Source organism: Sorangium sp. So ce726 (genome assembly GCF_051521405.1).
Lineage (GTDB): Bacteria > Myxococcota_A > Polyangia > Polyangiales > Polyangiaceae > Sorangium.
Genome location: NZ_CP150349.1, coordinates 3422652 through 3448220 on the forward strand (window position 1 = coordinate 3422652; position 25569 = coordinate 3448220).

The following is a 25569-nucleotide window of genomic DNA, read 5'->3' on the forward strand; positions in this document are numbered from 1 at the left end:
CGTCCGGTGCGGCGAGGGCGAGGGCGAGGGCGACGAGCAGGAGACGCGGAGTCCGGAGCGCGCCCGGCGGCGCTCCGCGCGCCCCGGCCGTGGCCCGCATGCTACGCTGTGTGTCTTGTGAAGTGCGACGCCACCGAGCCTGTGCCGGTCACCACGGTCGTGGCGCGGGGGTGCTCCTCCGTGGACCGGCGCGCGCTCTCGCCGGGGGATCGCGTCGGCGATTACGTCGTCGCATCGCTGCTCGGCCACGGCGGCGCGGGCGCGGTGTACCGCGCGGTCGCCGCGGAGGGGGGCGGCGCTGCGCGCGCGCTCAAGGTGCTCCACGCCGATCTCGCCTCGAGCCGCGAGGCGGCGCTCCGCTTCGAGCGCGAGGTGCGCGCGATCGCCCGCATCCGGCACCCCAACGTCATCGCCGTCCACGACGTCGGCGAGCTCCCGGACGGGAGCCCCTACTTCGCGATGGAGCTGCTCGACGGCGTGGATCTCCGGGCGCACCTCGCGGCGGCCGGGCGCCTGTCGCTCGACGAGACGCTCTCGATCCTCGATCCGCTCGCGGCAGCGCTCTCGGCGGCGCACGCGCAGGCGATCGTGCACCGCGACATCAAGCCCTCGAACGTCTTCCTGGCGGACGAAGGCGGCGCGCGGCGCGTCGTGCTCCTCGACTTCGGCGTGGCCAAGCTGCTCGACGAGTCGGGGCCGGCGCTCACCGGCTCGCGGCAGATGGTCGGGACGCCGGCGTTCATGGCGCCCGAGCAGATCCGCGGCCTGCCGACGGACCAGCGCACGGACGTCTACGCGCTCGGCGCGCTCCTCTATGCCCTGCTCACCGGCGAGCCGCCCTTCCCGGCGACGTCGGCGCTGCTCCCGCAGCTGCACCTCCACGCCCGCCCGCCGCGCCCGAGCGCCCGCGCGCCGGTCGCGCCTGCGATCGACGAGGTGTTGCTGCGGGCGCTCAGCAAGGACCCGGGGCGGCGCCAGCAGGGCGCCGCGGCGCTGCTCGCCGAGCTCCGGGACGCGGCGGGCCGCGCTGGCCTCGTGTCCGGCGCCGAGCGGCTCGCGATCGCCCTCCACGTCGAGGCGCGCGCCGACGCGGCGGCGCTGGAGGACGCGGATCCGGGCCTGCTCGACGACCTGGAGACGATCCTGCCCGCCGCCCAGGCGTGCCTCGCCGAGCGCGGCTTCCGCGCCGCGGTCGAGGCCGGCCACGCTGCGCTCTACGTCGTCGATCCGGGCGGGCTCCCCGGCGGCGAGCGCGCCGCGCGGCGCTCGGCGATCGACGCGGCGCGCGCGCTCCTCGGCGCGCTCGAGGCGCGGCCCGCGCGCGATCCGCGGGTGGATGTGGCGCTGTGCCTGCACGCCGCCCCGGCGCGCTTCGACGGCGGCGCGCCGGCTGGGGGCCCGCTGCTCGACGTCGCGGCGTGGCTCCCGGACGGCCTCCCCGCCGGCCTCTTCGCGACGCCGGCGCTGCTCGACGGGCTCGGCATCGAGGCGGTGCCGGCCGGGGCCGTGGCGCGGCTCTACGCGCGCGCCCTCCCGGCGATCACCATACGCCGGTGAGGGGGACGTCGCCTGGGAGGCCGAACTGGAGGGCGCGGTCAGCGCCGTCCCAGCCGTTGCCGTTCATGTCGAGGAGCCACATCCCGTTCGACGGCCGCCATGCGCCGACGAGGCTCCGTCGGGTGCCGCTCCAGCGCCCGACGACGGGGATATCGCCGGCCTGGCCGAGGCGGATGGGCACCTCGCCGTCGTACCCATTGCCGTTGAGATCGAGGTGGAACTCCCCGTTGCGGAAGACGCCGACGCGGGTCTCGCCGGTGCCGGTCCAGTCGCCGACGAGGGGCACGTCGCCGCGCAGGCCGAACTGGAGAGCGCGGTAGGTGCCGTCCAGCCCATCGCTGCTCGTATTGAGGAACCAGTACATCATGCCATCGGGCAACACGCGGACGACGCCGGGGCGCGTTTTCCCGCTGCCGTCCCAGCTCCCGACGACCGGGGTGTCCCCCGGACTGCCCCAGTAGAGGACGCGATCGGACGTGTCGTAGCCGTCGCCGTCGAGGTCGAAGTACCAGACGCCGGCCCGGAAGACGCCGACGCGCGTCTGGCCTTCGCCGGTCCAGTCGCCGACCACGGGCACGTCGCCGGGCAGGCCGAACTGGATCTGCCGATCGACGCGGGGCGACCACCCGTCGCCGTCGAGATCGAGGAACCACATCCCGTCGGCGTCGCGGAACACGCCAGGCTTCGCGTGCCCGTCGCCGGTCCAGTCGCCCACGACAGGCGTGTTGCCGGTGACAGAGAAGCTGATTGCGGCGTCGCCGTCCCACCCGTTGTGGTTGCGATCGAGCACGAAGGTGTTCGGCCCACGGAAGACCCCGACGCCGGTCCGAACGCGCGAGATGGGCGGCAAGATCGGGCTGTCGCTGCCGACGTCGCTCTCGCCCTCGAGCGCGCCGTCCGCCTCGCCGAGGGAGTCCTCCATCGCGTAGGCGCCGTCGAGCGGCGCTTCCCCGCAGCCCGCCGCGGCCGTGACAGCGGCGATCAGCAGGAGCAGCGTAGTGGACGTTGTCGACATCGAATTCATAGATTTCATCCTCATCTTCAATGGTCCATCGGTCATGGCGCGGATCGCCGGCATGACGACACACGCCCATCTCCGAACAGCGATCGCCCCGCGTCAGCGCGGCCCCGAGATCAGCTGTCCCACACCCGTTGTCTTAAAGCGGTCGTCTCCCCGCCCAGTCCCACGGCATCACAGAGCGGCGGTCACCCGCACAGGAGACGGGTCCAGATCGGCGTTTTCGGCGCGCAGGCGCACTCCGGTGCGCCGAGCACCGAAAACGTCGAGATGGGCCCGTATCCGAAGCGGGTGCCCGCCGCTCTCGCTCACCAAGAGCCTGTGACAGGGACGTCGCCTGGGAGGCCGAACTGGAGGGCGCGGTCAGCGCCGTCCCAGCCGTTGCCGTTCATGTCGAGGAGCCATGTCCCGGTCGATGGCCGCCACGCGCCGACGAGGCTCCGTGCGGTGCCGCTCCAGCGCCCGACGACGGGGATATCGCCGGCCTGGCCGAGGCGGATGGGCACCTCGCCGTCGTACCCATTGCCGTTGAGATCGAGGTGGAACTCCCCGTTGCGGAAGACGCCGACGCGGGTCTCGCCGGTGCCGGTCCAGTCGCCGACGAGGGGCACATCGCCGCGCAGGCCGAACTGGAGAGCGCGGTAGGTGCCGCCCAGCCCATCGCTGCTCGTATTGAGGAACCAGTACATCATGCCGTCAGGCAACACGCGGACGACGCCGGGGCGCGTCTTGCCGCTGCCGTCCCAGCTCCCGACGACCGGGGTGTCCCCCGGACTGCCCCAGTAGAGGACGCGATCGGACTTGTCGTAGCCGTCGCCGTCGAGATCGAAGTACCAGACGCCGGCCCGGAAGACGCCGACGCGTGTCTGGCCTTCGCCGGTCCAGTCGCCGACCACGGGCACGTCGCCGGGGAGTCCGAACTGGATCTGCTGATCGACGCGGGGCGACCACCCGTCGCCGTCGAGATCGAGGAACCACATCCCGTCGGCGTCGCGGAACACACCGGGCTTCGAGTGCCCGTCGCCGGTCCAGTCGCCCACGACAGGCGTGTTGCCGGTGACGGCGAAGCTGATTGCGGCGTCGCCGTCGTATCCATTGCCGTTGCGATCGAACGCCCAGGCGCCTGCACGAAAGATCCCGACGCCGGTTGCCCCAGGCGTGGTCGGGGCGAGATCGTTGCTCGATCGGTTGTAGACCGTGACGACCTCCCGGTACGTGACGCCGCCGTCCCCGCACTGCCCGAAGATGTCCCCGTCTCTGGAGCAATGCGCGGCGCAGGGGCCGAGGACCTGGAACCTGCACTCCTCGTCGGACTCGTGGCAAGTCCGCCCTCCCTCTATCGCCGCCTGGTTGCTCGTCGCGCCGATACACGCGAACTTCTTCCGCTCCGGGATGAAGAGGTTGCCGAAGTACGTGGCTTCCTGGGCGGTGTAGGTCATCGCTTCCTCGGGGGTGATGGTCAGGCGCGGCGCGCGCAGCGAGATGCGGACCGGCTCGCCGAGCCTGTTGGCGTGCGCGAGCAGGCACGCGCTCACCCAGCGCTGCTCTTGCTCGGTGAGCCCGCGCTGGTCACTCCAGGACGGGGCAAGGCCGTGGAGACCGTCGAACTGATAGAAACCTGTCAGCTTCGGACTCCCTACGAGGAGCCGTTGCCCCTGGCTCAGGGCGCAAGACATCATGTACGCCATCGCTGTGCGGAGCAGCTCGTTCTCGTCGCCGGTCACGCTCTTGAAGATCAACTTGGACGCGCTGGCGAGCGGGGCAGACTTGAGGCCGTCGAGAAGGCTGAGGACGCGGGGGTCCCGCGTGAAATTGGCTTTGATGCCGTTCAACGAGATGACCAGAGGCCCCGGGGCGCCCTCGCCCGGCCCCGGCACCGGCCCGGGCTCCGGCGCCGGGGCCGGCAGCTCATCGCCGCTGAGCACGGCTTGCGCCGCTTCGCCGAGCGCGGCGGGGGCGTCGTCCGCCGCCGCGACACAGCCGAGCGCGGCGGGGGTCGATCCGAGGAGTGCCAGGAGCAGGTACCGGGGCGTGCCTTGCATTGTCATGGTGTCGCGGATCTCTATTGCAGCGCCCGTGCCGGGCGCACAGCGCCGGCGCCGGGCGGCGGGCCTCGCGGATCGCCGGCGCTGCCGTCCTCCTCGCGGCGGCGCCTTCCCGCGGCGCGCCCTGTCCCTGTAGACGCGCGCCCACAGGTGTAGGCGCGCGGCTACGCGCCTACTCCTCGCGCGCCGACAGGTCGTGCCGGCGGAGCAGCTCGTGGAGGTGGCTCCGGTCCATGCGCGCCGCGCGCGCGGCCGCCGAGAGGTTGCCGCCGTGGGCGCGGAGCAGCCCCCGGAGGTACGCGCGCTCCCAGCGCGACGTGGCCTTCTCCTTGGCGGCGCGGAACGAGAGCGCCGGGTCGAAGGCGTCCTCGACTGAGGGCGGCGCGGCGCTGTCCGGCGCGCCGCCCTCGTCGTCCGCGCCGTCGCGCCACGGCGCCGCGTCGCCGAGGAGGACCGCGCGCTCCACGGCGGCGCGCAGCTCGCGCACGTTGCCGGGCCAGTCCTGCTGCGCGAGCGCCTCGAGGAGCTCGGCGGGCGGGCTCGGATCGCCGTCCGTGACCAGCTGCTCGTAGAAATGGGCGACGAGCAGCGGGATGTCCTCGATCCGCTCGCGCAGCGGCGGGATGCGGATCCGCACCACGTTGAGGCGGTAGAAGAGATCGGCCCGGAATCGCCCCCGGTTGACCTCCTTCCGGAGGTCGCGGTGGGTCGCCGCGACGACGCGCATGTCGAGCGGCACCTGGTCGAGGCTGCCGACGCGCTTGACGACGCGCTCCTCGAGCGCGCGGAGCAGCTTGGGCTGCATGTCGAGCGGCAGCTCGCCGATCTCGTCGAGGAAGACGGTGCCGCCGCGCGCCGCCTCGAAGGCGCCCGGGCGCGACGCGACCGCGCCGGTGAAGGCGCCCTTCACGTGCCCGAAGAGCTCGGCCTCGATGAGGTTCGGCGGGATCGCGGAGCAGTCGACGACGACGAAGGGCCCGCCCGCGCGCGGGCTGCTCTGGTGGATGGCCTCGGCGACGAGGCCCTTGCCGGTGCCGGTCTCGCCCTCGATCAGCACGGTGGACGTGCTCCCGGCGATCCTGGGCAGGAGGGCGAACAGGCGGCGCATGGCGGCGCTCTGCCCGAGCGCGCGGCCGTAGCGCTCCTCGTCGCTGAGCGGCTGGTGGACCTCCTCGTCGAGGTGGTCGAAGCGCAGCGAGGTCTCGCCGACGCCAAGCACGGTCCCGGCCTTGAGGTAGGCGGAGCGGACGCGGTACCCGGCCATGGTCGTGCCGTTCTTGCTGTCGAGGTCGCGGAGCAGGAACCCCTCGGCCGTGGCGGTGATGGCGCAGTGATGGCGGGAGACCGTCGGATCGGTGAGCGTGAGGTGTGTGCCCGGCGCGGTGCCGATCACGAGCTCGGGCTCGTCCGAGTCCCGCGTGAGCCCGCGCTCCGGGCCCTCGAGCACCTTCAGCCGGAAGCGCCTGAACACGAGCTCCGTGGAGCGGGACACGAGCGCGCGGGTCTCGTCGGAAGAGGAGGGCGAGGGCTGGCCGTGCGACATCGGGTCGAGGCTAGCAGGGTGGCGTCATGGCGTAGACGGCGACGAGGCTCCCGGGCTCGTCGCGGTGGCGAACGCGATCCCGCTCTGCAGATCGCGGCGGGTCACGATGCCGGCGAGATCGATGTCGAGGCGGACGATGGCCTGGGACACCTCGGGCCGGATGCCTGTCAGGACGACCTGCGCTCCGAGCAGCCGGACCGCCCGCGCCACCTGCAGGAGGGCGCTCGCCGAACCTGTGTCGATGTCCGGCACGCCCGTGACGTCGATGATCGCCACCCGCGCCTGCCGCTCGACCACCTTGCCCAGCAGGTTCTCCATCATCTGCTGCGCCCGTGCCGCGTCCAGCGCGCCCACCAGCGGCAGCACGAGGACGCCCTGGCTGATGGGCACGATGGGCGCCGACAGCTCCAGGAGCGTCTTCGCCTGCAGCCGGAGCTTGTCCTCGAGCTGCTTTCGCTTGGTGATCACCTCCGAGAACAGCACGATCCCGCCGATCTCGCCGGTCGTCGTGTGCCACGGGGAGATCCTCCAGCTCCCCCATTCAACGTGCCCGTCGGCCCGCGGGAAGGGCTCCTCATCATTCGATTCCGAGGCCCCTGCGAGGCAGCGCTGGTGGATCGCCCTCCAGTGCTCGGGCATGTCGGGGAAGATCTCGTAATGGCTCCGGCCGAGGACATCCTCTTCGCGCAAGCCGAAATCCGCCAGGTGGCGGTGACTGACCAGGATGTAGCGCATATCCCGATCAAACATGGCAAACGCGGCCGGTGTGTAGGTGACAAAGAGGCGCACATGCTCCTCGCTCCGGCGCAGCGCGGCGCGGAGGTGATCCCGCTCTTCGTTTGCCTCCTCCAGCTCCCGGATGCGCTGCCTCAGCCGCTCGTTCTCCGCAATGACATCCTTGTGATTCGATTCCCCGTTCATCCGTGCCCCTTGCTCTCTCCTGACCTGTATACCAAAAGAAGTGAAACTTACAGGTCGTGCGGGGAGCACGGAGAGGAAGACGCCGCGCTCTGCGAGGGGCGCCTACATATTCGGCCTCTTCCTGGGATGTCGCACGGCAGATTACCGGGTTCTGGCGCAACGCGCCCCGATGTTGCCTCGGAGCTCGGGGTAGTAGACGTGGCGGGTGGCTGACCGCAGGGTCGGGGCGAGGTCGTCGTTGCTGCCGCTCCGGAAAGCCCGGTAGGAGCCTGATGTCACAGCGGCGCAGTCATGGCATGGCACTGGGTACTGGACCGGGTCCCAGTCCAGCGTCCATTCCCACGCGTTCCCGCCGAGGTCGGACTGCCCCCACCTCCCGTCGCCTCTGGGCGATTTCGATCCGACGTCCTGCAGGCTGCAGGTGCCGCCGCAGTAGACCGCATAACTGTCATCGATCGTCGTGGAGGTCGCTGGGTTCGACCATGGATAGTACCTGTGCTCGCTGCCCCCGGAGGCCGCGTAGTTCCACTCCGCCTCCGTCGCCAGCCGTCCCTCGTCCCACGCACAGAACGCGAACGCCGTATACCAGTCCAGGCAGTTGATCGGCTTATGTTCGTTGCTCCCCGCCGTGTCCGTCCAGCTCTGGTGGACAAAGCATTGCAAGGCGTTTCTTAGGGCAGCCGTGTCCGGGGGCAGCTTTGTGTTCCACGCCGAGCGCCAGCCAGAGCCCGGGATCTTTGGATGTGCACCCGCGCCGTCCCCGGGCGGGCTGGCCTGCGTGCCCATGCCTGCGTTCACGAACGCCCGGAAACGGCCCACCGTGATCTCGTACTTGTCGAGGTAGAAGTCGCTCACCGTCGCCGGGTAGCTCCGGTCCAGGTAATCCACGCCGTCGTAGCTTCGAGCGAACGTCCCGCCGGGGACCAGCAAGCTCTTGCAGCAGTCCTCGTTCCCCGATGGGCCGCAGGTCGCCGGCAGCCCGGCGCAGCTCGGCGCCGTTCCGGCCGACGTGCCCGCGTGGCCGCTGCTCCGGTCGTTCGCGATCGTCTCGCCCGCCTCGGTCCTCTCCTCATTTCCGCAGGTGCAACCTGCCGAGAGCAGCAGCCCGGACAACGCGATGCCGGCGCTGAGGAAAGGACGGGTAAGAAAAATCATAGGTCATCCACACAACGACAAGGCGGCCGCTGCCGTCGTCCCGATGCGGTGCATGGCGCGCAGGTACCTCATCATCAACCTTCTTCGCAAGCGGAGCGCGCGCCCGCACGCGCGGCGCGCGCCCGCCGACATCTCAGCTCGGCCTCGCTCGGCCTGTGCGCCGATCAGCCCCCGAAGAACGCCTTTGCCTGCTCTCCCAGCACGTTCTCGCCCTTCGGGCTGCTGGCGTGGCAGCCGTCGCTGACCTCGCCCGCGTCGTTGTTGAGGATGAACTTCCCGAGGTAGCTCATGTTCTCGTTGACGCTCGGGTCCTTGGCCAACTCCTGCGCCTTCATGTCAGTCCAGTCGGCGCCGCCCGCTCCCGCGATGAAGCAGTCGTGACCCGCGTTGTAGACCGGCTGGCCCACGATGTAGATATGCGTGCCCGGGTTGACGTGCTGTCGCGCCGCCTTGACCATGTCACGGAGCTCTTGATCGGTCGCCCTCTGGGACAGGATGCAGATCTGGACCATGATGGCCTTGACGGTGTCTTTCCCTCCGATCGACTCCATCTTCCGGTCGAAGAGCTGCCAGGAAGAGCTGCTCGGGTTGGTCCAGTTCTGGACCACCATGGCGCCGGTCTGATAATTGTCGGCGTTCCACATGATCTTGCCGCCAACGCGCTTGTAGCCGGTGCCGATGTTGTTGGCCATCGAGCAGCCGGTGTACGCGACCGAGTTCTCTCCGGTCGGAGGCAGGTCATCCCCACCACCGGTCGTGACGCTCGTGCTCGCGCCCGAGTCGCCCGCGCCGCTCCCGCCGGCGCCGGAAGCGCTGCTGGTGCTGCCGGTGCTGCCGCTCGGGGATCCTCCCGCTCCGCTCGCGCTCGAGCTCGAACTCGCGCTCGAGCTCGAGGCCCCAGCACCTGTCCCGCCACCCGTCGCACCGACGGTCGCGGAGCTGGTCGAGGAGCTGCCGGGGCCCGTCGTCCCTCCGGTCGTGGCGCTTCCCGACTCCGAAGGTTCGTCTGCGTCAATGTCTGAACCGCAAGCGCCAAGGCAGAGCGCGGCTATCCCAAGAGCGCATCGGGCCACCAATCGGGAGGAAAGAACAAGAGAACTCATCGTCGTCACCTTCTGTTAGGGGGCGTTGGTCAGGACCTGCGGGGACTCTCGGCTCGCGCCCGACCGTCCTTGTTCTATGGCCGCTGCGACCCCCGTGAATAGACGGCGAGATCGTCGTCGCCCTCCCAGGACAAATTTGTCATCCCCCCTCGTTGACGTCGGGAGCCCTCACGATGCCCGCTTTTTCGAGGGGAGCGTCGTTGAAAAGTTCCGTTCGGTCTGGCTCGGCGTCTGTGCCAGTTCGCACAGGCAGGCTGATGCCGCCATCCGGTCGACGGTGAGTTGCGCCTGGAGCCAGGTGAGAAGGTCCCGGTCAGCCTGGACGGGCGCGAAGGAGATGAACGAATGCCGGTCGGTCAGGGCGTCTCGGAGAGCCGCGGCGTACACCTGCCCTCCGAGCACACCGCCGTCATTCCTTCCGGATACACGGGCGCGCAGGGAGGGCACGCGACGATCTCTTCGGGGCAAACGAGGGCGCCGAGATCCGCGCTCTGGTTGAGGGCGACGATGCCTTTCCCGTCGCACGACTCGCAGCACCCGACACCGTCGCGCAGGGCGCAGTCCGCGTCTTTGGTGCATTCCGTCAGCGGGGATTCGCGCACGTCGACGACGACGCAGCGCCCGCTCTCGCATGTGGCCGCGAAGTACTGGGAGGTGCGCTCAGCCTCGCTGACCTCCGGGCATGGCGCGCACTGCGCGTCCCCGCACCCGCTGGCATTCCAGAAATCCGCCACCGCGTCGCGGTGGAGGGCGACGAACGCGCTGGCGTCGACCGGGTCGCAGGAGGCGCAGCAGCGCGGCGGCGCGAGGACGCAATCGCCCGGCGCCGCGCATGCATCCATGTCCGTGGTGGTGCCCTGACAGGTCTCCAGGCACGCCGCGAGCGTCTCGAAGCGGTTCTCGTTGCCCTCGCAGCCACCATAGATGAACGGAACACACTCGCCGGTGCTGGGGTCGTGCCAGTAGCTCGGGATCGCCGCGTCGCAGGGCCCCGTCTCCTGCGGCAGCGTACAACGGTCCGGCGATTCGCCGCCGGTACCGCTGCTCGCGACCGAGCCGCCGCCGCTGCCCGCGACCGAGCTGACCGAGCCCCCGCCGCTGCCCGCGACTGGGCCCCCGCCGCCCGGGCCCCCGCCGCCCGATCCGCCGTCGTTCCCCGCGCCGCTGCAGCCCGCCGCGAGCATGAGAGAGGTGAGCAAGCCCAGACCGAGGGACAATCGCTGGTACATTCCAAAGACATTGCAATCGGCGCGCCGTCGGTCACCTGAGCATAAGACAGTCGATCGTAGGATATGCATCCGTAGTCGATGGCATGTCAGGCGGTGGTGTGCCAGGCGACGCTTCGCGCCGTGACGACGTGAACGAGGTGCGGTGCGCCCCTCTCCGGAGCGCCGCCTACGTGGAGGTACCGTGTCCCACCTGTCGACCGATCCGCCAGCCGGAGGGCTCGCTCGCGGTGAGCCAGAGGTCGCTTCCCTCTGCTGCTCACTTCCTCGGCGCGACGGCGATGGTGCCCTTGATCATCCCCATGCCGCACTCGAATTGGAGCTCCCCTGCCTTCAGCTCGGGGAGGTCGATGGTCACCAGCTGTCCGGTCGGCAGCTCCGTGCGGATACCGAGGCTCGGGAAGACGACCTCCTTGGTGCAGCCGCCGCTGTCGTGGCGGACGAGCCTGAGCTGCAGCCGCTCCCCCTCGACCGCGGCGATCTTGTCGGGCACGAAGGCGCCGTGGACCATGATCTCGACCGCGCGCGGCGCCTTCTGTGGCTCGGCGCTCGCGGGCTGCGAGCAGCCGAGCGCGGAGGCGACCGAGGTGATGCCGAGCGCGATCGAGAAGAGTGCGTGTGTGATCTTCATGAGAAGCTCCTTTCAGGTGCCGGGGGAAGACGCGCGGCTCTCCGCCGCATTACAGTCGAGCGTGCGCCGGCCCTGGGGATGGCTGAAGCGCGGGGGCACGATCGCCATCACCCCATGGGGGAACGCGCGCTCGAGCCCGGCAATACCGCGAGGGCTCGCCCTGCGGGGCGGCTCTACCGGGGGTGGCTGAGGGCCTCGCGCTGCGCCGCGGTGAGCCGGTCGAGCCTGGCGCATCGACCGAACCGTCCGCCCCATCTCCCGGACCCTGGCCGCGTGCAGGGTGCCGCGGGGCGGCGCGGCCTCAGAGCTCGCCCACCTGGCTGTGCTCGTAGAAATCAACCAGCGCCTGCCCGCTGCGGCTGAGGCCGGCCTGGGCATTGATGTAGGGCACCGCGTCTCGAATCGCCTTCATCGTCAGCTCGATGTTCTTGTGCGTCCCGACCACGAGGGCGGTGTGGTGCTCCACCGCCCGCTCGGGCTGCGTCAAGTAGCGAAAGAGCTCCTGAATGCGCGGGATCTGGATGCGGCCGCGCGTGCCGAACGTGTCGATGCCTTCTTCGCTGACCCGGCCCACCCCGCCGTAGAGGAACACGCTGCCCTCGCGCGCGTTGGTGCAAGGTCTCAGAAAAGCGCAGGTGCCCGCCTTGAGCTCGCCGTCGACAGCGCCCCACGTGTTCTCCGCGCCGATGTCGGCCTGGGTGGCCAGGATCTCCTGGCGGGTGATGCGGGCGCCGGGGCGCATCACGCTCTTGGCCCACACGCCGCAGTGGAAGAGATCCACCTCCTCGCGCTCGTCATCGTACATGTTGTTCCAGTCGCCGAGCAGCGGCACGAGCCCGGAGGCGCACTGGAGCATGTACATCCCCATCCAGCCCGCGATGTCGGTCTCGCAGGCGGCGGGAATGAGCTTGTCCGAAAGCATGCTCATGCAGGTGCAGGGCATCACGCCGACCTCTCCGCCGATCTGGTACTTCTGCATCTCCGTCCAACAGCGCACCGCGATGCCGTCGAGATCATTCTCTTTCACGAAGCGATCGAAGACGACGCCCATCCGGGCGATCGCCTCCAGCGAGGCGCGCGGGACGTCAGCCGCTGCCATGTAGCCGGAGACCGCTTCCAGCTGAGTGGATAGCTCGCGCGGCGAGACCTTACGCATCTGTCGATCGAGCGCGATCAGCTCCAGGCCGACCGTGCTCAGGCCCATGTGCCCCAGCAGCTCGGTGGAGACGCTCGTGACCGTCTGGAACGCGTCGGGCCCCGAGCCCACCAGCCCGAGGCGCACGCCGCGGCCCCGGCGACGGAACTTCGATGCCAGGACGCAGCTCGCGTAGAAGGCGCGCAGATCGTCCGCGAAGGCCGCCGAGCTCACGGCTTCGCAATGCTTGGACGTGAGGGTGTACGGGTAGCCGATGTGGCGGAGCGCGTTGGCGGCCGAAAAGCGCCCGCACGCCCCGTCCCGCCGGCCCTTCTGCCCCATGCGTCCCAGACCGCGCACGTCAGGCTCGGTGTGCAGCAGCACCGGCACATCGAGGTCGGCCAGCCGCAGAAAGTCCCGAATCCCGTTTTCATCGGAGAAATTGTACATCGAGCAGATGACGCCAATGGCCCCGCCGCCGTCCGGAGCGCGGCGGTACTGCTGGGCGACGCCCGCGGCCGCGCGCGCGTCGGCGTAGGTTTCGACGTTGCCGAGATCGACGTAGCGCACGCGCCCGCCGAGCACATGGCCCACAGCCGACTGGGTGGCTTTCGCTCCGTCCTCCGCAAACTCCGTCGGAAAAAAGCCCCGGTTGCCCATGAAGCCCAAGATCACAGGTTCACTCTGTGCCATTGCTGTCTCCTGGAGCAGGCGGGCTTGAGCCAGAATGACCTTGCCGGCCCAGCCCGCCGCCAAACGATGTTTCGATCGGGTGGATCCGTAGGAGCGCTGCGAGCGCTTCCTCGCGCGCGGGGGACCGCAAACACCGACCGCGTGTTCCGCTTCAATACTATGCATGTCCGTGCTAGCGTCAACAGCTAATCCGAATTAGCTAAAGGGAGCGCCACCTTGAACGACCCCCCCGACCCCGACCCGCCGCACGTGCCCGGCCTGCGTCCGGTCCGTATGAAGGACATCGCCGAACAGCTGGGGTTGTCCCAGACCACGGTGTCTCACGTCCTGACGGGCAAGCATGCGAAGTTTCGCATCAGCGCCGCGACGGTGGAGCGGGTCTGGATGCTGGCCCAGAAGCTGGGTTATCGGACCAACGCCATGGCCCAGGCGTTCCGGGAGCAAAAATCGTACGCGATCTCCCTCGCCGTCGAGGACCTGGCGAACCCGATCTGGGCCGGGATAGCCGTCGGCGCCGAGCGCGAGGCCGAGCTCCACGGCTACACCCTCGTGGTGAGCCACCTGGCCGGTAACGCGGGGCGCCAGCGTCGCGCGTTGCAGCTCGTGCACGAGTCCCGGGTGGATGGGCTCATCGTGTCCCCGGTTTCCGGAGGAGATTGCGATCTCATCGCGGCGCACAAGCAGGGGCTTCCCTTTGTGCAGATCGACCGGGCGGTCCCGGACCTCGACGTGGCGTGCGTGCGCACCGATCACGCCGCCGGCTCGGTGCTGGCGCTCCGCCACCTTCTCAGGCACAAGGGTCGGTCGCTCGTCTACATCGGCGGCCCGCTCGACATCCCCACCTACCGACATCGTCTCGACGGGTTCCGGGCGGAGCTGACGCGGAGCGGCGTCACGGCGGCGGCCATCGAGGAGTTGAAGGAGGCCACCCCGGAAGAGGCCGAGACGCGCATGGTCGAGCTTCTCCAGCGGCTGCGTCGACCTCTGGCCGTCTACGCAGCAAATTTCACCACAACTGTCGGAACCCTGCGGGGCATCCGCGCCGCTGGCCTCTCCGTGCCCGACGAGATCGACGTCGTCGGATTCGATGACATCCTGATGGCCGACCTCCTGCGCTATCCCGTCGCGACCGTCGATCAGGACGTCGGCGCGATAGGACGCGAAGCGGTCCGGCTGCTCCTCAAAAGGCTGGCGGGCGCCAAGGTCGAGCGAGAGGTCCTGCTCCCTCCTCGCCTCACCGCGCGAACATCGGACGTGCCGCGCAGCGAGAGCCGAGCTCGCCCGCGGAGAGCCGACCGCTAGAGCGGCACGGGTTGAAGCCGCACGCAAACAGCGAGAAGTTGAGCCGCCAAGACGCCAGAAGACGCCAAGATTTTATTGTTTTCTTCGCGTCTCTTGGCGTCTTTTGGCGTCTTGGCGGCTCATTTCTCTGGTTTCCAAGCTGAGCGGTGTTCTAGCCGGATCGCCGGAACAGGCTCAGCAACCGCCCGAGCAGCCCCGGTTTCGCGGTCGGCGCGCTCGCCGCCGGCTCCGCCTGGTCGCGGCGTGCTGACCTTGGCGCCGCATCGCGGGGCTTTGCCACGGCGGCGTCACGGGGCTTTGCTGCGGCAGGAGGCGCTCCGGGCGCCTCACGGGCGGCCTCCTCGCTCGGGTCCGCGGTGCGCTCGGCTGCGCGGCTCGGTGCCTGCTTCGCTGCCTTCTTTTCGGCCCGCGCCTGGACTCTGGCCTTCATTGCCTCCTTGGCGGTGAGCGCGGGCTTCTTCTTCCGCGGGAATGCGGCGCTGGGGGGAGGCACCCACACGGCGTCCCGGCGCGGCTCGGGCGTCGCCGTCGTTTCCGGCGCCGGAGCCGGCGCCACGTCGCGCGTCTCGGCGGGCTGCGACTGCCGCGACGCCTTGCGGGAAGCGTTGGCCTCTCCGGCGGCGGGCGCGCCCTTCGCCTCGGCGAGCGCGGCGTTGCGCTCCGCCTCGTTCTGCGCGGGGTCCGCGGCGGCGGCCGCGCGTTGCTCTCGCGTGGCGGCGCCCTGTGCCGGATGGGCCGCGGGGGCGCGGGTCTGGGCAGCGCCCCCGGCGCCTGTCCGGCCGCGCGGCGTCGCCCCATCCCGCGCCCACTTGGCCTTGTCCGGCGAGCGGCGCTCCGCCGTGTTGCCGTCGCGCGCCCCGCGCTCGGCCGGGCCGCTGTCGCGTCCTGCGCGCTCCGCCGGCCCGCGCTCGCGCGCTCCACGGTCGGCAGGTCCGCGCTCCTCCGGCCCGCGCTCGCGCGCTCCACGGTCGGCAGGTCCACGCTCCTCCGGCCCGCGCTCGCGCGCTCCACGGTCGGTAGGTCCACGCTCCTCCGGCCCGCGCTCGCGCGCTCCACGGTCGGCAGGTCCACGCTCCGCCGGCCGCGCCGAGCGCCGCGGCGGCGGCTCCTGCGCGGGCGCTGGCGTGCGCGGCCGGCGCATGTCGATGACCCGCGGCGGCCGCGATCGAGCGGGCGCAGCGGGTGCAGCGGCGGCAGGTGCAGCGGCGACCGGCGCCACCACGGCGTCTGCTGCGCTCGCTGCGCCCGCCGTCGTGGTCGTCGTCGTGCCGCCGGGAGAGGCCTCCACGCCCGCATCCGCCGGCCCTCCGGCGGCTTCCGTCGCGCGCTCCTCGACGGGCCCCGCGCTCTCCGGTTGTCCCTCGCCGTTTTCCGCTGTGTTTTGCTCGACCATGGGGCTCCTCCATAGCGTTGTCGGGCGCTCCGCGAAACCGGATCTCACCGCCTCGCACGCGCGGCGGGGCGCGGCCCGCTGCCTCGCGTGTGCCGTGGACCGCGCGAGCCCATCGATGGTCGCCTTCGCCGTCCGTGGCTCAACGCGCCCGAACCCGCGAGCGGGCGCCCGTGAAGGTGCGTCTACCCGCCACGGCGCGCGGCCGGCGCGGTACGAGGTGTTCGTTCCAGGCGCAAGCCGACGCCGGATCAGGTCGGCAGGCCCGCGGCGCGCAGCCTGCGGTGCGTATCGTTCGAAGAGGGAAAAGCGGGATGAGGCGGCCGCGCCGCGCCAAGCTGCGCGCCGCGCGCGATTGCGGCAAGCCGGCCCGGCGCGCTCGGCCCCGGCCGGCTTGCCCAGCGGCCCGGCTATTCGCCCAGGTAAGGGACGAGGTTGACGGTCTCGCGATCGAGCTGGTGAATCCCGAAGCGGCCGGCGGCGAACAGGACCTCCTCGCCGCTGGTCACGAACCTCTCGGGCCAGTTCCAGAGGGGGAAGAACGCCTGTGCCTTCGGCGCTTCGGGCTCCTCGAGCGAGATCGCCAGGGCGCCGCCCGGCACCTCGAAGAGCGCCCGCATGTCGGCCGTGTGGCGCAGGGATGCCCACGAGGCGAGTCGGACGGTGGAGAGCACGTCGAACTCGGGGATCTGGGGATTCTCGTTCTCGTTTTCCGGCTCGGGCGGCGGCGGCTCACCCGTCGGCGAGAGCGTGGTCAGCTTCTGGTTGGGATCCCAGCCACCGTACAAGCTGTTGCTCGGACGCCAGATCAGGCTGTGGGACAGGACGGGCAGCCCGCGGCCGTCGATGGAGATCGCGTTGACCTGGCGGTCCGGGAACTTCTGGTACTCCTGCAGGTACGCGAGCCCCTCCTGCACCTCGAGGCGCGCGATCGCCGTCTCGATGAACTGCTGGCCCCACACCCTGTCCCTCGCGTAGATCGACGCGCCCTGGATCGCGAGGACCTCGCCGGGCACGTTGATCCCCGGATCGAGCGCGGGCTGCGACGGGTTGGTCAGGTCGAGGTGCGTGAGGAAGTACTGCGTGCGCGGGCGCGGATCGTCCGGCGCGCGCCCGCTGATCGAGCGCTTGATGTTGAAGTAAAGCTCCCCGTTGTCGTTGAGGACATTCACGGTCTCGTTGTCGTCCGGCAGCGCGACGGCCGGCGCCACGGTCGGGTGGTCCGGGTCGGAGAGGTCGACGACGTGGACCTCGATCTGTGCCCAGCTGCGGCGCGGGACGTACTCATAACAATACGTCGACGTGATCCCCACGATGTCGTTCCGGTCGACCTCGACCGGCGTGCAGCTCGTGTCCGCGCCGGCGTGGTCCGTGCACTCGGCGAACCCGCCGTTGCAGTACTCCTCGCCGCCGATGTTGCGGCAGGTGCGATCTCCGGCCATGTACGTGCAGCCTTCCTGCCCGAAGCAGCCCGGATTCTCGACCGAGTTGGTCCGGCACGCCCAGCCGACCCCGAGGTCCTCGGAGTGGCCGATGACGCGCAGGAAGGCGAGGGCGTCGCGCCCGGGGTGCACCGTCGGGAACGAGCTGCCCCCGTCGTAGTAGCCGCCCGTGGCGGGGAGATCGCTCGTGTCGAGCGTGCCCGCCCGGCGCGGCGCGGTCGGATCGGACAGATCGATCACCTCGAGGTGGGTCACCTTGCCCACCCAGTTCTGGAAGGTCGTGGTGAGCGACACGAGCAGGTTGCCCACCTGATGGAGCTGCGCGTCGGCCGGCAGATCGAAGGTGGCGATCGGCCGCTCGATCTGGGTGAGCCCGGCGCTCGGCACGACCTCCGCCTTCATCTTCCGGTTCTCGACGGGGGTCCAGTAGAGATCGTAAGGCATCTTCACGCGGACGCGGTGCTCGCCGAACGCGAAGACCTTCACATAATCCGGGGCGAGATCGAGGTGTCCGAGCTTCTCGGGCGTGTCGAGCTTGTCCTGCGCATAGAGGGTGAGCTCCTCATCCGAGACGTTCGCGGTGGCGATGTCCTCGGCGCGGAACGTGCGGCGCGCGGGGGTCCCGTGCTCCATCACGCCGCGGCGGGTCAGCGTGGTGTCCGAGAAGGTGAAGATCTGCACGCCGGAGAACGGCCGCCGGTAGTCGTCCACGATCCTGGTCGCGGAGAACGGGAGCAGCACGAGGCCCGTCTCGGGCTCTCCGCCCGGCGCCACGGCGTCCACCGCGTCGTCGAGCACGGTGAACGCGCGGTGGTCCCAGTCGGCCTCGGACCAGCTCCAGCCATCGGCGCCGCCGTCGATCTCGGCGCGCGCGACCAGGGGATCCTGGCTCGTCAGATCGGTGATGTCGTAGAGGCTTGCAGCGAGCTGCCGGCCGTTCTGGTCGTTCACGCCGATCCCGATCAGGCGGGTCGCGCCGAAGACAGGGCGGAAGAAGTTGTTCCATCCGGACACGATGAACTCGCTCTCCTCGGTGATGTTCCCGCTCGGATCGATGGAGAAGGCGTGGAAGGGATCCTGGCGCCGGTAGGTGACCGCGAACGCCCTGTCGTCCAGGAAGATGGAGCCGTAGAGCGACTGTTCGGCGCCGAACTCCTCGCTGTCGATCGGCACGATGTTGTCGGGATCGGCCGCGTTCCACGTCTCGAGGTAGCTGGGCGTCCCGTCGGCCCACTGCGGACCGGAGAAGACCCGCAGCATGTTGTCGCGGAAGTCCATGTGGAACTGGGAGCGCACGAAGCTGGCCGTGCTCACGCTGTCGCGCAGCACCATGGACCCGTCGCGGTTCGAGATGTCGATGATCGAGATCTCGCTGGGATCCTGCGACCAGCTGCCGCGGTTGCGCGCAACGAGGAGCACGTCCGCCTCCGCGTGGATGGCGGTCACGGCGTCGCCGAGCTCGATCTCGCCCCGCGGGACGAGCGCGTCGGCGCCGACATCGAAGCTCCGGACGAGGGTCTTGTTGACCCACACGAAGTGCCCGGGGTTGATCTCCTCGAGCTCCGAGCCGTTCGAGGCGATGTAGAGCGAGCTCGCGCTGTCGCCGCGCGCGAGGCGGCTCGTCATGATGGCGCCCGTGACCGGGTATTGCGACAAGAGCTTTGGCGCGGTGCGGTCGGCGATGTCGATGAACAGGACGGTCCCGCCGGTCCGCCGCTCCACGGTGAGGCCATCGGCCTTGAGCTGGTAGCCGGCCCAGTCGTTCAGGAGCACGACCGCGCGGTCGCCGACGACGTACATCTCGACCGGGGTGCCGGCGATCTGCATCTGGCCCAGGAACTTCGGGTCCGACGGGTCCTGGATGTCGATGACCTGCAGGCCGCGGAAGGTGTTGAGGTTGAGGAGCTGCCCGCCGCCGAGGACGCGGTAGATGTCGCCTTCCTCGAGCTCGCGGCCCTCTTCCTCTTCTTCCTCCTCCTCTTCCTCTTCTTCTTCCTCCTCGCCGAGGTACCCCTCGGTGAAAGGATCATCGGCCGACACGAAATCGGTGGGCCCCTGTGGGGTCTCGGGCTTTGGGTCCTCGGGCTCTTCCTTGGGAGGATCGGGATCAGGCTCCTCCTCCTCGGGCGGAGGGTCCTCGTTCTCCTCTTCCGGTGGGGTCTGCTCCTGGGGCTCGGGCTTGTTGTCGTCGCTCCCGCATCCCTGTCCGAGCAGCAAGAGGAGCGCGGCCATCACGCTGGCCTGCGCGGACAGCACACCTCTGAATAGTGCTCTTCTCTTCGCCACGGCTCACTCCTCCCTGGTACCTCGCTCGAGGTACGGAGACTGCACACATTGATGGGTCCTGCACGGTTCAACGTGGTCGGAACGTCGCGGCCCGAGGGCGGCGGTGCGGCGAGTCCCCGGCGAGTGGTCGAGGGCGCGTCCGGCACGGCGCAGCCCGCGATCGAGCCGGTCTTCGCGGCTTCGCACTACCGCGGACCGTAAGCTTGCATCCAGCGGAGTATCCACCTTCTGGAAGGGCTCCTCAATGTGGAATGCTGTTACGGAACGGCGGCAGAGCGGCTCGCTCCGTGTGGCGCGGGGTGGTGCCTCGGGAGGAGCGGAGCGCTGGGGCCCACATGCGGCGGCGTCCGCCCACAGGTCGGGCGCTGGCCGCCGTCCGCTTTGCGTAGCGCCGGGGGGCTCGGTGGCGCCGAGCGGCGTCTGCACGACCCTGCTCCATGCCCGCCGATGACGGGCCGCGCCCGCGGCCTACCGGCGTCCTCTGCTCCGCGTCGTCGCGGTGACGGGGCCTGTGCTCCCGCAGTGGCCGCCGTGCAGACGATCGGAGCAGCGGAAACACCGGAGCCTGCTGGGGGCAAGGAGCGCGCGCTTGACGTCGGCGGCGCGCGGTCATCTGCTCTGGCCGTGGCGTTCCTCGAAGAGCTGAAGGACCACCTGGAAGGGATCGCGGAGGCCAGACCTGCCTTCACGCCCGACGTCGCGGCGCACCGGCGGCACCTGCTGTCCGCCCTGGAGGAGCTCGAGCGAAGCGGCAAGCCCGAAAGAGATGTACGGTGGCACCAGAGCTACTGGGCGTGGCGGCTCGAGCGATTCGCCTCGGAGCTGGGGAGATTGCTTCTTGAGGGGTTTGCCAAGGGCTCGCCGGCGGATGAGATCTCGGGGCTGCTCAACGTGTCTTTGAGTCGCACGCTAGGGCTACGCGACAGCCGGCTCCGCGGTCAAAGACCGGGAGCTCGACCGACTGGGGAAGCTGGCCGCCCAAGCCGTCGCAGGGACGAAGGAGCCTGAGTTCGACCTCGTCCGGTACGCTCGTGAGATCCGTGCTGTCGCTCGCGCCGGCGAGCGCTGGACCTTGACGCCTATCGGCAGGCTCATCATGGATCTTCCCGCTCGGGATGCTGTCCGGTGGCTGCTCACGGTCGAGGCCGTGCAGTCGCGAGGACCCAAGGATGAGTGGCGGCTGTCGCGTAGCTCTGCCGCCAAACTCCTGGAGAGCTCGGATGGGACGATTTACGAGGATCAACACGTCGGCGCGCCTGTCGCGAGTGAGACGCTTCGCCGGCTTACAAGCCTGGAGATCCTGGCCTACGCCAGCTCTGTCGGAGGGGCGCTTACAGAGTTTGATATTCGTCCCGAGGGGCGGCCGCTGCTCGCGGAGATCGCGAGCGGTACGAGCACGCCTTTCTCCGTCCTCGCGGAGGCCTTGCTCCAGGACGAGACCTCAGCCGTGCTCGGGCATATCCGCCCGGTCGCGACGCGCGTCCAGCTCGAGAGCGCAGCGGCGGCGACGACGCGGCACGCACGCATGGTGGTCCACGAGGTTCGAAACGCGCTCGTGCCGGTGCGCGGCGCGCTCGACGACCTCTATCGCGACGCCGAGCGGAGCGGCGCAGGACCCGCGGTCGCGTCCTATCAAGACGCAATCGACGGCGGTATCGACCGGATATTCCGGTTCTTGCGGGATATGCTGAACGTCGCCGCGCTGGGCGCCGAGCCAGCAGAGCCGTTCGACGTCACGCCGGCCATCGAGGAGGCCCTCGCTGCGGTGGCGGAAGAGTTCGGCGCTCGCATGGCCTTCCCCAAGGGCGGTCCGTTGCCTCCTGTCGTCGGCCACCGCCGTCGCTTCACCCTGGCCGTCGTCAACATGCTCCGGAACGCTGCACAGGCGCCATCCGCGGCGCTCGCGGAGGTGCGGATCACGGCGGAGGCGACCGCCGGGGGGACGAACTCTTGATCCTGGTGGACGACAGCGGCCCCGGCGTGCCGAGCGAGCACCGGGAGGCCATCTTCAGGCGAGGATTCTCGATGCGTCCGGGCGGCACCGGGGAAGGGCTGGCGCTCGTGCGTGAGGTGGTAGAGCAGGAGATGCATGGGCAGGCGCGCTGCGAGGACAGCCCCCTCGGCGGCGCCCGGTTCAGGCTCCGGATCCCGGTACGGCAGAAGGTGGATCAATGAGATCGACGGGAAAGATTCTCATCATCGACGACGATCCGAGCTTCGTCAGGCTTTACGAGAGCCGCCTCGGAGAGGAGGGATACCTCGTCGAAGCGGTGCCCGATGCGGGCGCCGCGCTGGTCAAGCTCGAGCAGCCGGGGTGGGATGTCGTCCTGCTCGACCAGAAGCTCCAGGGACGCGAAGGGCCGGACTCAGGGCTCGACCTCCTCGCCGAGGTCGGTCGACGCGCGCCGGCGGCGAAGGCGATCCTGGTGACAGCCTATGCGACGCCGGGCGCGATCACGCGGGCCTTTCAAGAGGGGGTCTACGATTACCTGCAGAAGGACGAGTTCTTTCGGGTTCTCCTGCTCCCCAAGCTCCGGAACGCGATTGAGGCGGTGCGAGCGCGGCAGCTCGGCGAGCTCGACGGTGAGGAGACGGAGGCGACCCTCCGAGAAGCCTGGGCAGCCGTCGAGTCCGAGGTCGACCCGAACCGGAAAGGGAAGCTCCTCGAAGATCTGATGCTGCTCCTCGTGAAGACCATTCCGGGCTTCCGTCAGGCCCAGGCTCGCCGTCGAAACGACGTCGAGGAGATCGACCTCCTGATCCGCAACGAATCCACGGACCCTTTCTGGGTGAATGAGCGCACGTCCTACATCCTGATCGAGTGCAAGAACTGGACGAAGCCGGCCGGCGTCAACGAGCTGCGGAGCTTCGTGTGGAAGCTAGAGCGACGCTATGGCCGGTGTCGGCTCGGCCTCTTCGTCGCGATGGGCGGGTTCACGAGCTCGTTCAGGGACGACCTCCGCGGCGAGCGCAAGGACGACCACCTCGTCCTCCTCCTCGACCGCGACGACCTTCGCGATCTGGTCCTCGCCTCGGATCGCAACGCCTGCCTCAAGAGGCTCCACGAGCGGGCGATCGTCGAGCTCAACGGCCACTGACAGGGCTGCCGGCTCCCGCTCCCCCGCGCCCCCCGTCAGGCCGCCTCTTCCGTCTCCTCCGACCGCGCCACCGGCAGCGCCACGAAGAACGTCGTCCCTTGCGAGAGCACGCTCTCCACCCAGATTCGCCCCCCATGGCCCTCGACGATCCGCTGCGCGATCGCCAGCCCGAGGCCCGTCGAGCGCTCCCCCCCGGTGCTGACCGTCCTCGCCCGCCCGAACGGCCGGAAGAGCTTCCCGAGATCTTCCGCCGCGATCCCGGGGCCCTCATCCTTCACCGACAGGAGCAGCTCGGCCTCCCCGCCGGCGCCCTCCGCGCCGCGGCCGCCCTCGACCCGGACGCGGATGGTCGTGCCCTGAGGCGAGTAGTGGATGGCGTTGCTGATGAGGTTGTTGAGCACCTGCTCCAGCTTGTGGACGTCGACCTCGACCCGCGGGACGCCCTCGTCGCTCTCGACGACGAGCTTCATGCTCTTCTGCCCCGCCAGCACCAGGTTGAGCGCCACGTTGGACTCGACGAGCTGGACGATATCCGTGCTCTTCCTGTCGAGGTTCAGCTTGCCGAGCTCGATCATCGACACGTCGAGCAGATCGTTGATGAGCGAGAGCATGAATTTGCTCGAGCTCCTGATCATGTTGACGATCTCGACGCCACCCTCCTTGAGCAAGGACGACGGCTCCCCGCGCCGGTGGGTCATCAGCATGAAGTCGCTGTAGCCCAGGATGACGCCGAGCGGGTTCCTGAGGTCGTGGGCCGCCATGCCGACGAAGCGGTTCTTCTCCTCGTTCAGCCGGACCAGCTCCGCGTTCTTCGCCGCGAGCTCCTCGTGCATCTGGACGAGCTGCCGGTTGCTCTCCTCCAGCGTGTCGGCGTACTGCTTGAGCTTGAGTTGGGCCCTCTTGTGCTCGATGGCGTAGCGGATCGTGCGCTCGAGGATCTGCGCGTCGAATCGCCCCTTTACCAGGTAATCCGCGACGCCCGCGCTCATCGCGGCCATGTCGATCTCCTCGTCGCCGACCCCCGTCAGCATGATGATGGGGATCGCGCAGCCGAGGTGGTTGGCCTCGCGCACGACGTCGAGGCCCGTCCGGGCGTCGAGCCGGAAGTCGAGGAGGCAGACGTCGTAGCCGCCGGCGCGCAGCGCCTGGATCGCCTCGTCCGAGCTGCTCAGCCACGTCACGTCGTACCGGGTGCGGGGAGCGTCGCGGAGGAGCCGCCGCGTGACGAGGTGGTCGACCTCGTCGTCATCCACAAGAAGGACCTTCATCTCGCTGTCGTTCATCGGGGGCCTCGACCACGCCGGACATCGGCGCTCTCCCGCCGGCAAGCTCCGCGCCACGCCGCCCGGGCCGCCCCCGCCATGGCCGTGGTACCCGCCCCGACCCTCATTGCCGGCGCTTCTGCTCTTCCGCGACGCCCACGAGCGCGCGCGCCAGGGTGATGAGCTGCCCGGCGTCGAACGGCTTGACGAGGAACGCCGACGCGCCGAGGCGCGACAGGCACTGCCAGTCGGCCGCGCCCCCGGTCCCTGTCGCCACGATGATCGGGAAATCCCCTTGTGGGAGCATGCGCACCGCCGCCGTGAGCGCGATGCCGTCCAGGCCGGGCATGTCGAGGTCGAACACGCCGAGCGACGGGCGGTTCGCCTCGATGGCCTCGAGCGCCGCGGCGCCGTCGGGCGCGCTCTCGATGGCCGCGCCGGGCAGCGCCTCCGCGAGGACGCTGGCAAGGAAGCTGCGGAACGACGGGCTGTCGTCGGCGACCAGGACGCGCGTCGTCCGCGCGTACGCCGGCATGGCGCCGCGCGCGTCGAGCAGCGCCTCGCGCAGCGCCTCCGCGCTCGCCGTGCGCTGATCGGGCTCCTTGGCCAGCGCCGCGAGCACCGGCGCGTCGAACGACGGCGGCAGATCAGGGCAGAGCTCGCTCGGCGGGATCGGGGGCTGATACGCGTGCTGCATGACCAGATCCACCGTGCTCGTGCTCTGGAAGGGGAGGCGGCCGGCGAGCAGGTAGTACGCGACCACCCCGAGCGCGTAGACGTCGATGCGCGGCAGCAGCGCGGGATCGAGCTGCCGGCCCAGGGCCACCTCCGGCGCCAGGTACGCCGGGGTGCCGGAGAAGGCGAGCTCGATCCGATCGCCGCGGGGGATCCGCTTCGCGAGCCCGAGATCGGCCACGACCACGCGGAGGGCCTGGCCGATGAGGATGTTGCTCGGCTTGACGTCGCGGTGGGCGATGCCCGAGGCATGGATCGCCGAGACGCCGAGGCAGGCCTGGTCGAGGACGCTCAGCGCCTCGTCGAGGCCGAGCCGGCCCCCCTTGCTGTGGACATGGGTGTCGAGCGTGACCCCGGGCACGTACTGCATGACGAAATACGGCGCGTTTTCGTACTCGCCGAACGCATAGATCTCGACGACGTTCGGGTGGTGGACGCGCGCCATCGCCCGCGCCTCCGCCAGCAGGCGGGCCTGCATCTGCGCGTTGTCGAGCTGCTCCGGCCGGAGCAGCTTGATGGCGACGTCCCGCTGGAGCTGCTCGTCGCGCGCCAGGAGGATGACGCCCATCGCCCCCTCTCCGAGGCGACCGAGGATGCGGTAGACCCCTCCAAGCAACGTGCCCTCGGGCGGCACCTGAACCCCGCTGCCTCCCTCGTGCATGCTCGAGCGCGCGGCGGCCTGCCAGAGGTCCTCGTCGCTCAGCGTCGAGCCGTCGCCGTTCCGCTCGGCCGGCGGCTCCGCCCGCGTGGGAGGACGGTCGCGTACCACGGTGTCGACGCCCTGCAGCGTATCCGCGGCGTCGGGCACGAGCGGCGCGGGGGGATCGCCGCCGTTCGCGCTTCCAGAGCTGAAGCCCGGCGAGCCGTCCGCCGCGTCTACCATGGTGCGCATGATACGTGCCCTGCGCATGCCTATCAACGGAGAGCGACATGCGCTGCAGCTGCGAAGCGCGGTGCACGCGGCGGTCTGACGGCGTGTCGCGGGCGCGTCACGGTCAAGCGGGATGTCGCTGCTGTGGCAGGATGC

At 69.9% G+C, this 25569-nt stretch carries 18 protein-coding genes; 5 read left to right on the top strand and 13 right to left on the bottom strand.

Annotation, left to right across the window (positions count from 1 at the left end; genetic code table 11):
* Positions 1-117 precede the first annotated feature (117 nt).
* Entirely contained in the window at positions 118-1557 is a 1440-nt protein-coding gene (locus WME79_RS13000; protein ID WP_437535143.1) for a serine/threonine-protein kinase, read from the top strand.
* Here the strand turns inward: WME79_RS13000 and WME79_RS13005 are convergent.
* From WME79_RS13005 to WME79_RS13045, 9 genes are all read right to left on the bottom strand, one after another.
* Positions 1541-2581, bottom strand: coding sequence for a hypothetical protein (locus tag WME79_RS13005; protein ID WP_437535144.1), 1041 nt, complete (start codon positions 2579-2581; stop codon positions 1541-1543). The two genes, WME79_RS13000 and WME79_RS13005, sit on opposite strands and share 17 nt — an antisense overlap.
* A 302-nt stretch (positions 2582-2883) precedes the next feature.
* Entirely contained in the window at positions 2884-4623 is a 1740-nt protein-coding gene (locus WME79_RS13010; protein WP_437535145.1) for a hypothetical protein, read from the bottom strand.
* Between the two features lie 169 nt (positions 4624-4792).
* The gene (locus WME79_RS13015; RefSeq protein ID WP_437535146.1) at positions 4793-6112 is read right to left on the bottom strand and encodes a sigma 54-interacting transcriptional regulator; all 1320 of its coding nucleotides are present in this window, start codon (positions 6110-6112) and stop codon (positions 4793-4795) included.
* A gap of 75 nt (positions 6113-6187) precedes the next feature.
* Entirely contained in the window at positions 6188-7153 is a 966-nt protein-coding gene (locus tag WME79_RS13020; RefSeq protein WP_437535147.1) for an STAS domain-containing protein, read from the bottom strand.
* 72 nt (positions 7154-7225) lie between these two features.
* Positions 7226-8239, bottom strand: coding sequence for a formylglycine-generating enzyme family protein (locus tag WME79_RS13025; RefSeq protein ID WP_437535148.1), 1014 nt, complete (start codon positions 8237-8239; stop codon positions 7226-7228).
* Between the two features lie 164 nt (positions 8240-8403).
* Entirely contained in the window at positions 8404-8931 is a 528-nt protein-coding gene (locus WME79_RS13030) for a hypothetical protein (RefSeq protein WP_437535149.1), read from the bottom strand.
* 767 nt (positions 8932-9698) lie between these two features.
* On the bottom strand, positions 9699-10571 hold the full coding sequence (locus WME79_RS13035) for a BPTI/Kunitz domain-containing protein (protein ID WP_437535150.1): 873 nt from the start codon (positions 10569-10571) through the stop codon (positions 9699-9701).
* Between the two features lie 256 nt (positions 10572-10827).
* Positions 10828-11199: a cupredoxin domain-containing protein gene (locus WME79_RS13040; RefSeq protein WP_437535151.1), complete on the bottom strand. Its 372-nt coding sequence runs from the start codon at positions 11197-11199 to the stop codon at positions 10828-10830.
* Between the two features lie 301 nt (positions 11200-11500).
* On the bottom strand, positions 11501-13192 hold the full coding sequence (locus tag WME79_RS13045) for an L-fucose/L-arabinose isomerase family protein (RefSeq protein ID WP_437535152.1): 1692 nt from the start codon (positions 13190-13192) through the stop codon (positions 11501-11503).
* A 51-nt stretch (positions 13193-13243) separates the two neighbouring features.
* Between WME79_RS13045 and WME79_RS13050 the strand changes: the two genes are divergently transcribed.
* Positions 13244-14329, top strand: coding sequence for a LacI family DNA-binding transcriptional regulator (locus WME79_RS13050; protein ID WP_437535153.1), 1086 nt, complete (start codon positions 13244-13246; stop codon positions 14327-14329).
* 151 nt (positions 14330-14480) lie between these two features.
* On the opposite strand, the gene WME79_RS13055 is transcribed toward WME79_RS13050, so the two are convergent.
* Together WME79_RS13055 and WME79_RS13060 are read right to left on the bottom strand one after the other, a co-directional pair.
* The gene (locus WME79_RS13055) at positions 14481-15722 is read right to left on the bottom strand and encodes a hypothetical protein (RefSeq protein ID WP_437535154.1); all 1242 of its coding nucleotides are present in this window, start codon (positions 15720-15722) and stop codon (positions 14481-14483) included.
* Between the two features lie 407 nt (positions 15723-16129).
* Positions 16130-19447, bottom strand: a complete 3318-nt coding sequence (locus WME79_RS13060; protein WP_437535155.1) for a beta-propeller domain-containing protein — start codon at positions 19445-19447, stop codon at positions 16130-16132.
* A 1096-nt stretch (positions 19448-20543) separates the two neighbouring features.
* Between WME79_RS13060 and WME79_RS13065 the strand changes: the two genes are divergently transcribed.
* Genes WME79_RS13065 through WME79_RS13075 form a run of 3 tightly spaced genes read left to right on the top strand, consistent with a single transcriptional unit; the run spans position 20544 to position 22545 of the window.
* Positions 20544-21401 (top strand): hypothetical protein, encoded by an 858-nt coding sequence (locus tag WME79_RS13065; protein ID WP_437535156.1) that lies wholly within the window; start codon positions 20544-20546, stop codon positions 21399-21401.
* 5 nt (positions 21402-21406) lie between these two features.
* Positions 21407-21622, top strand: a complete 216-nt coding sequence (locus tag WME79_RS13070; RefSeq protein WP_437539839.1) for an ATP-binding protein — start codon at positions 21407-21409, stop codon at positions 21620-21622.
* Positions 21619-22545 (top strand): response regulator, encoded by a 927-nt coding sequence (locus tag WME79_RS13075; protein ID WP_437535157.1) that lies wholly within the window; start codon positions 21619-21621, stop codon positions 22543-22545. Before WME79_RS13070 ends, WME79_RS13075 begins: the two co-directional genes overlap by 4 nt.
* Positions 22546-22580: 35 nt before the next feature.
* On the opposite strand, the gene WME79_RS13080 is transcribed toward WME79_RS13075, so the two are convergent.
* Both WME79_RS13080 and WME79_RS13085 read right to left on the bottom strand, forming a co-directional pair.
* Complete coding sequence (locus WME79_RS13080; protein ID WP_437535158.1) at positions 22581-23813, bottom strand: ATP-binding protein; 1233 nt, start codon at positions 23811-23813, stop codon at positions 22581-22583.
* 118 nt (positions 23814-23931) lie between these two features.
* Positions 23932-25434 carry a protein kinase domain-containing protein gene (locus tag WME79_RS13085; RefSeq protein ID WP_437535159.1) on the bottom strand — a complete coding sequence of 501 codons (1503 nt, stop codon included), beginning with the start codon at positions 25432-25434 and terminating at the stop codon, positions 23932-23934.
* Positions 25435-25569 lie beyond the last annotated feature (135 nt).

Excerpts from the sequence above, each read along its gene's own strand:
- WME79_RS13005 (WP_437535144.1), bottom strand. The coding sequence starts at position 2,581 with ATGAATTCGATGTCGACAACGTCCACTACGCTGCTCCTGCTGATCGCC.
- WME79_RS13010 (WP_437535145.1), bottom strand. The coding sequence starts at position 4,623 with ATGACAATGCAAGGCACGCCCCGGTACCTGCTCCTGGCACTCCTCGGA.
- WME79_RS13025 (WP_437535148.1), bottom strand. The coding sequence starts at position 8,239 with ATGATTTTTCTTACCCGTCCTTTCCTCAGCGCCGGCATCGCGTTGTCC.
- WME79_RS13030 (WP_437535149.1), bottom strand. The coding sequence starts at position 8,931 with ATGGCCAACAACATCGGCACCGGCTACAAGCGCGTTGGCGGCAAGATC.
- WME79_RS13035 (WP_437535150.1), bottom strand. The coding sequence starts at position 10,571 with ATGTACCAGCGATTGTCCCTCGGTCTGGGCTTGCTCACCTCTCTCATG.
- WME79_RS13040 (WP_437535151.1), bottom strand. The coding sequence starts at position 11,199 with ATGAAGATCACACACGCACTCTTCTCGATCGCGCTCGGCATCACCTCG.
- WME79_RS13045 (WP_437535152.1), bottom strand. The coding sequence starts at position 13,192 with ATGCATAGTATTGAAGCGGAACACGCGGTCGGTGTTTGCGGTCCCCCG.
- WME79_RS13055 (WP_437535154.1), bottom strand. The coding sequence starts at position 15,722 with ATGGTCGAGCAAAACACAGCGGAAAACGGCGAGGGACAACCGGAGAGC.
- WME79_RS13065 (WP_437535156.1), top strand. The coding sequence starts at position 20,544 with ATGGATCTTCCCGCTCGGGATGCTGTCCGGTGGCTGCTCACGGTCGAG.
- WME79_RS13075 (WP_437535157.1), top strand. The coding sequence starts at position 21,619 with ATGAGATCGACGGGAAAGATTCTCATCATCGACGACGATCCGAGCTTC.
- WME79_RS13080 (WP_437535158.1), bottom strand. The coding sequence starts at position 23,813 with ATGAAGGTCCTTCTTGTGGATGACGACGAGGTCGACCACCTCGTCACG.
- WME79_RS13085 (WP_437535159.1), bottom strand. The coding sequence starts at position 25,434 with ATGCGCACCATGGTAGACGCGGCGGACGGCTCGCCGGGCTTCAGCTCT.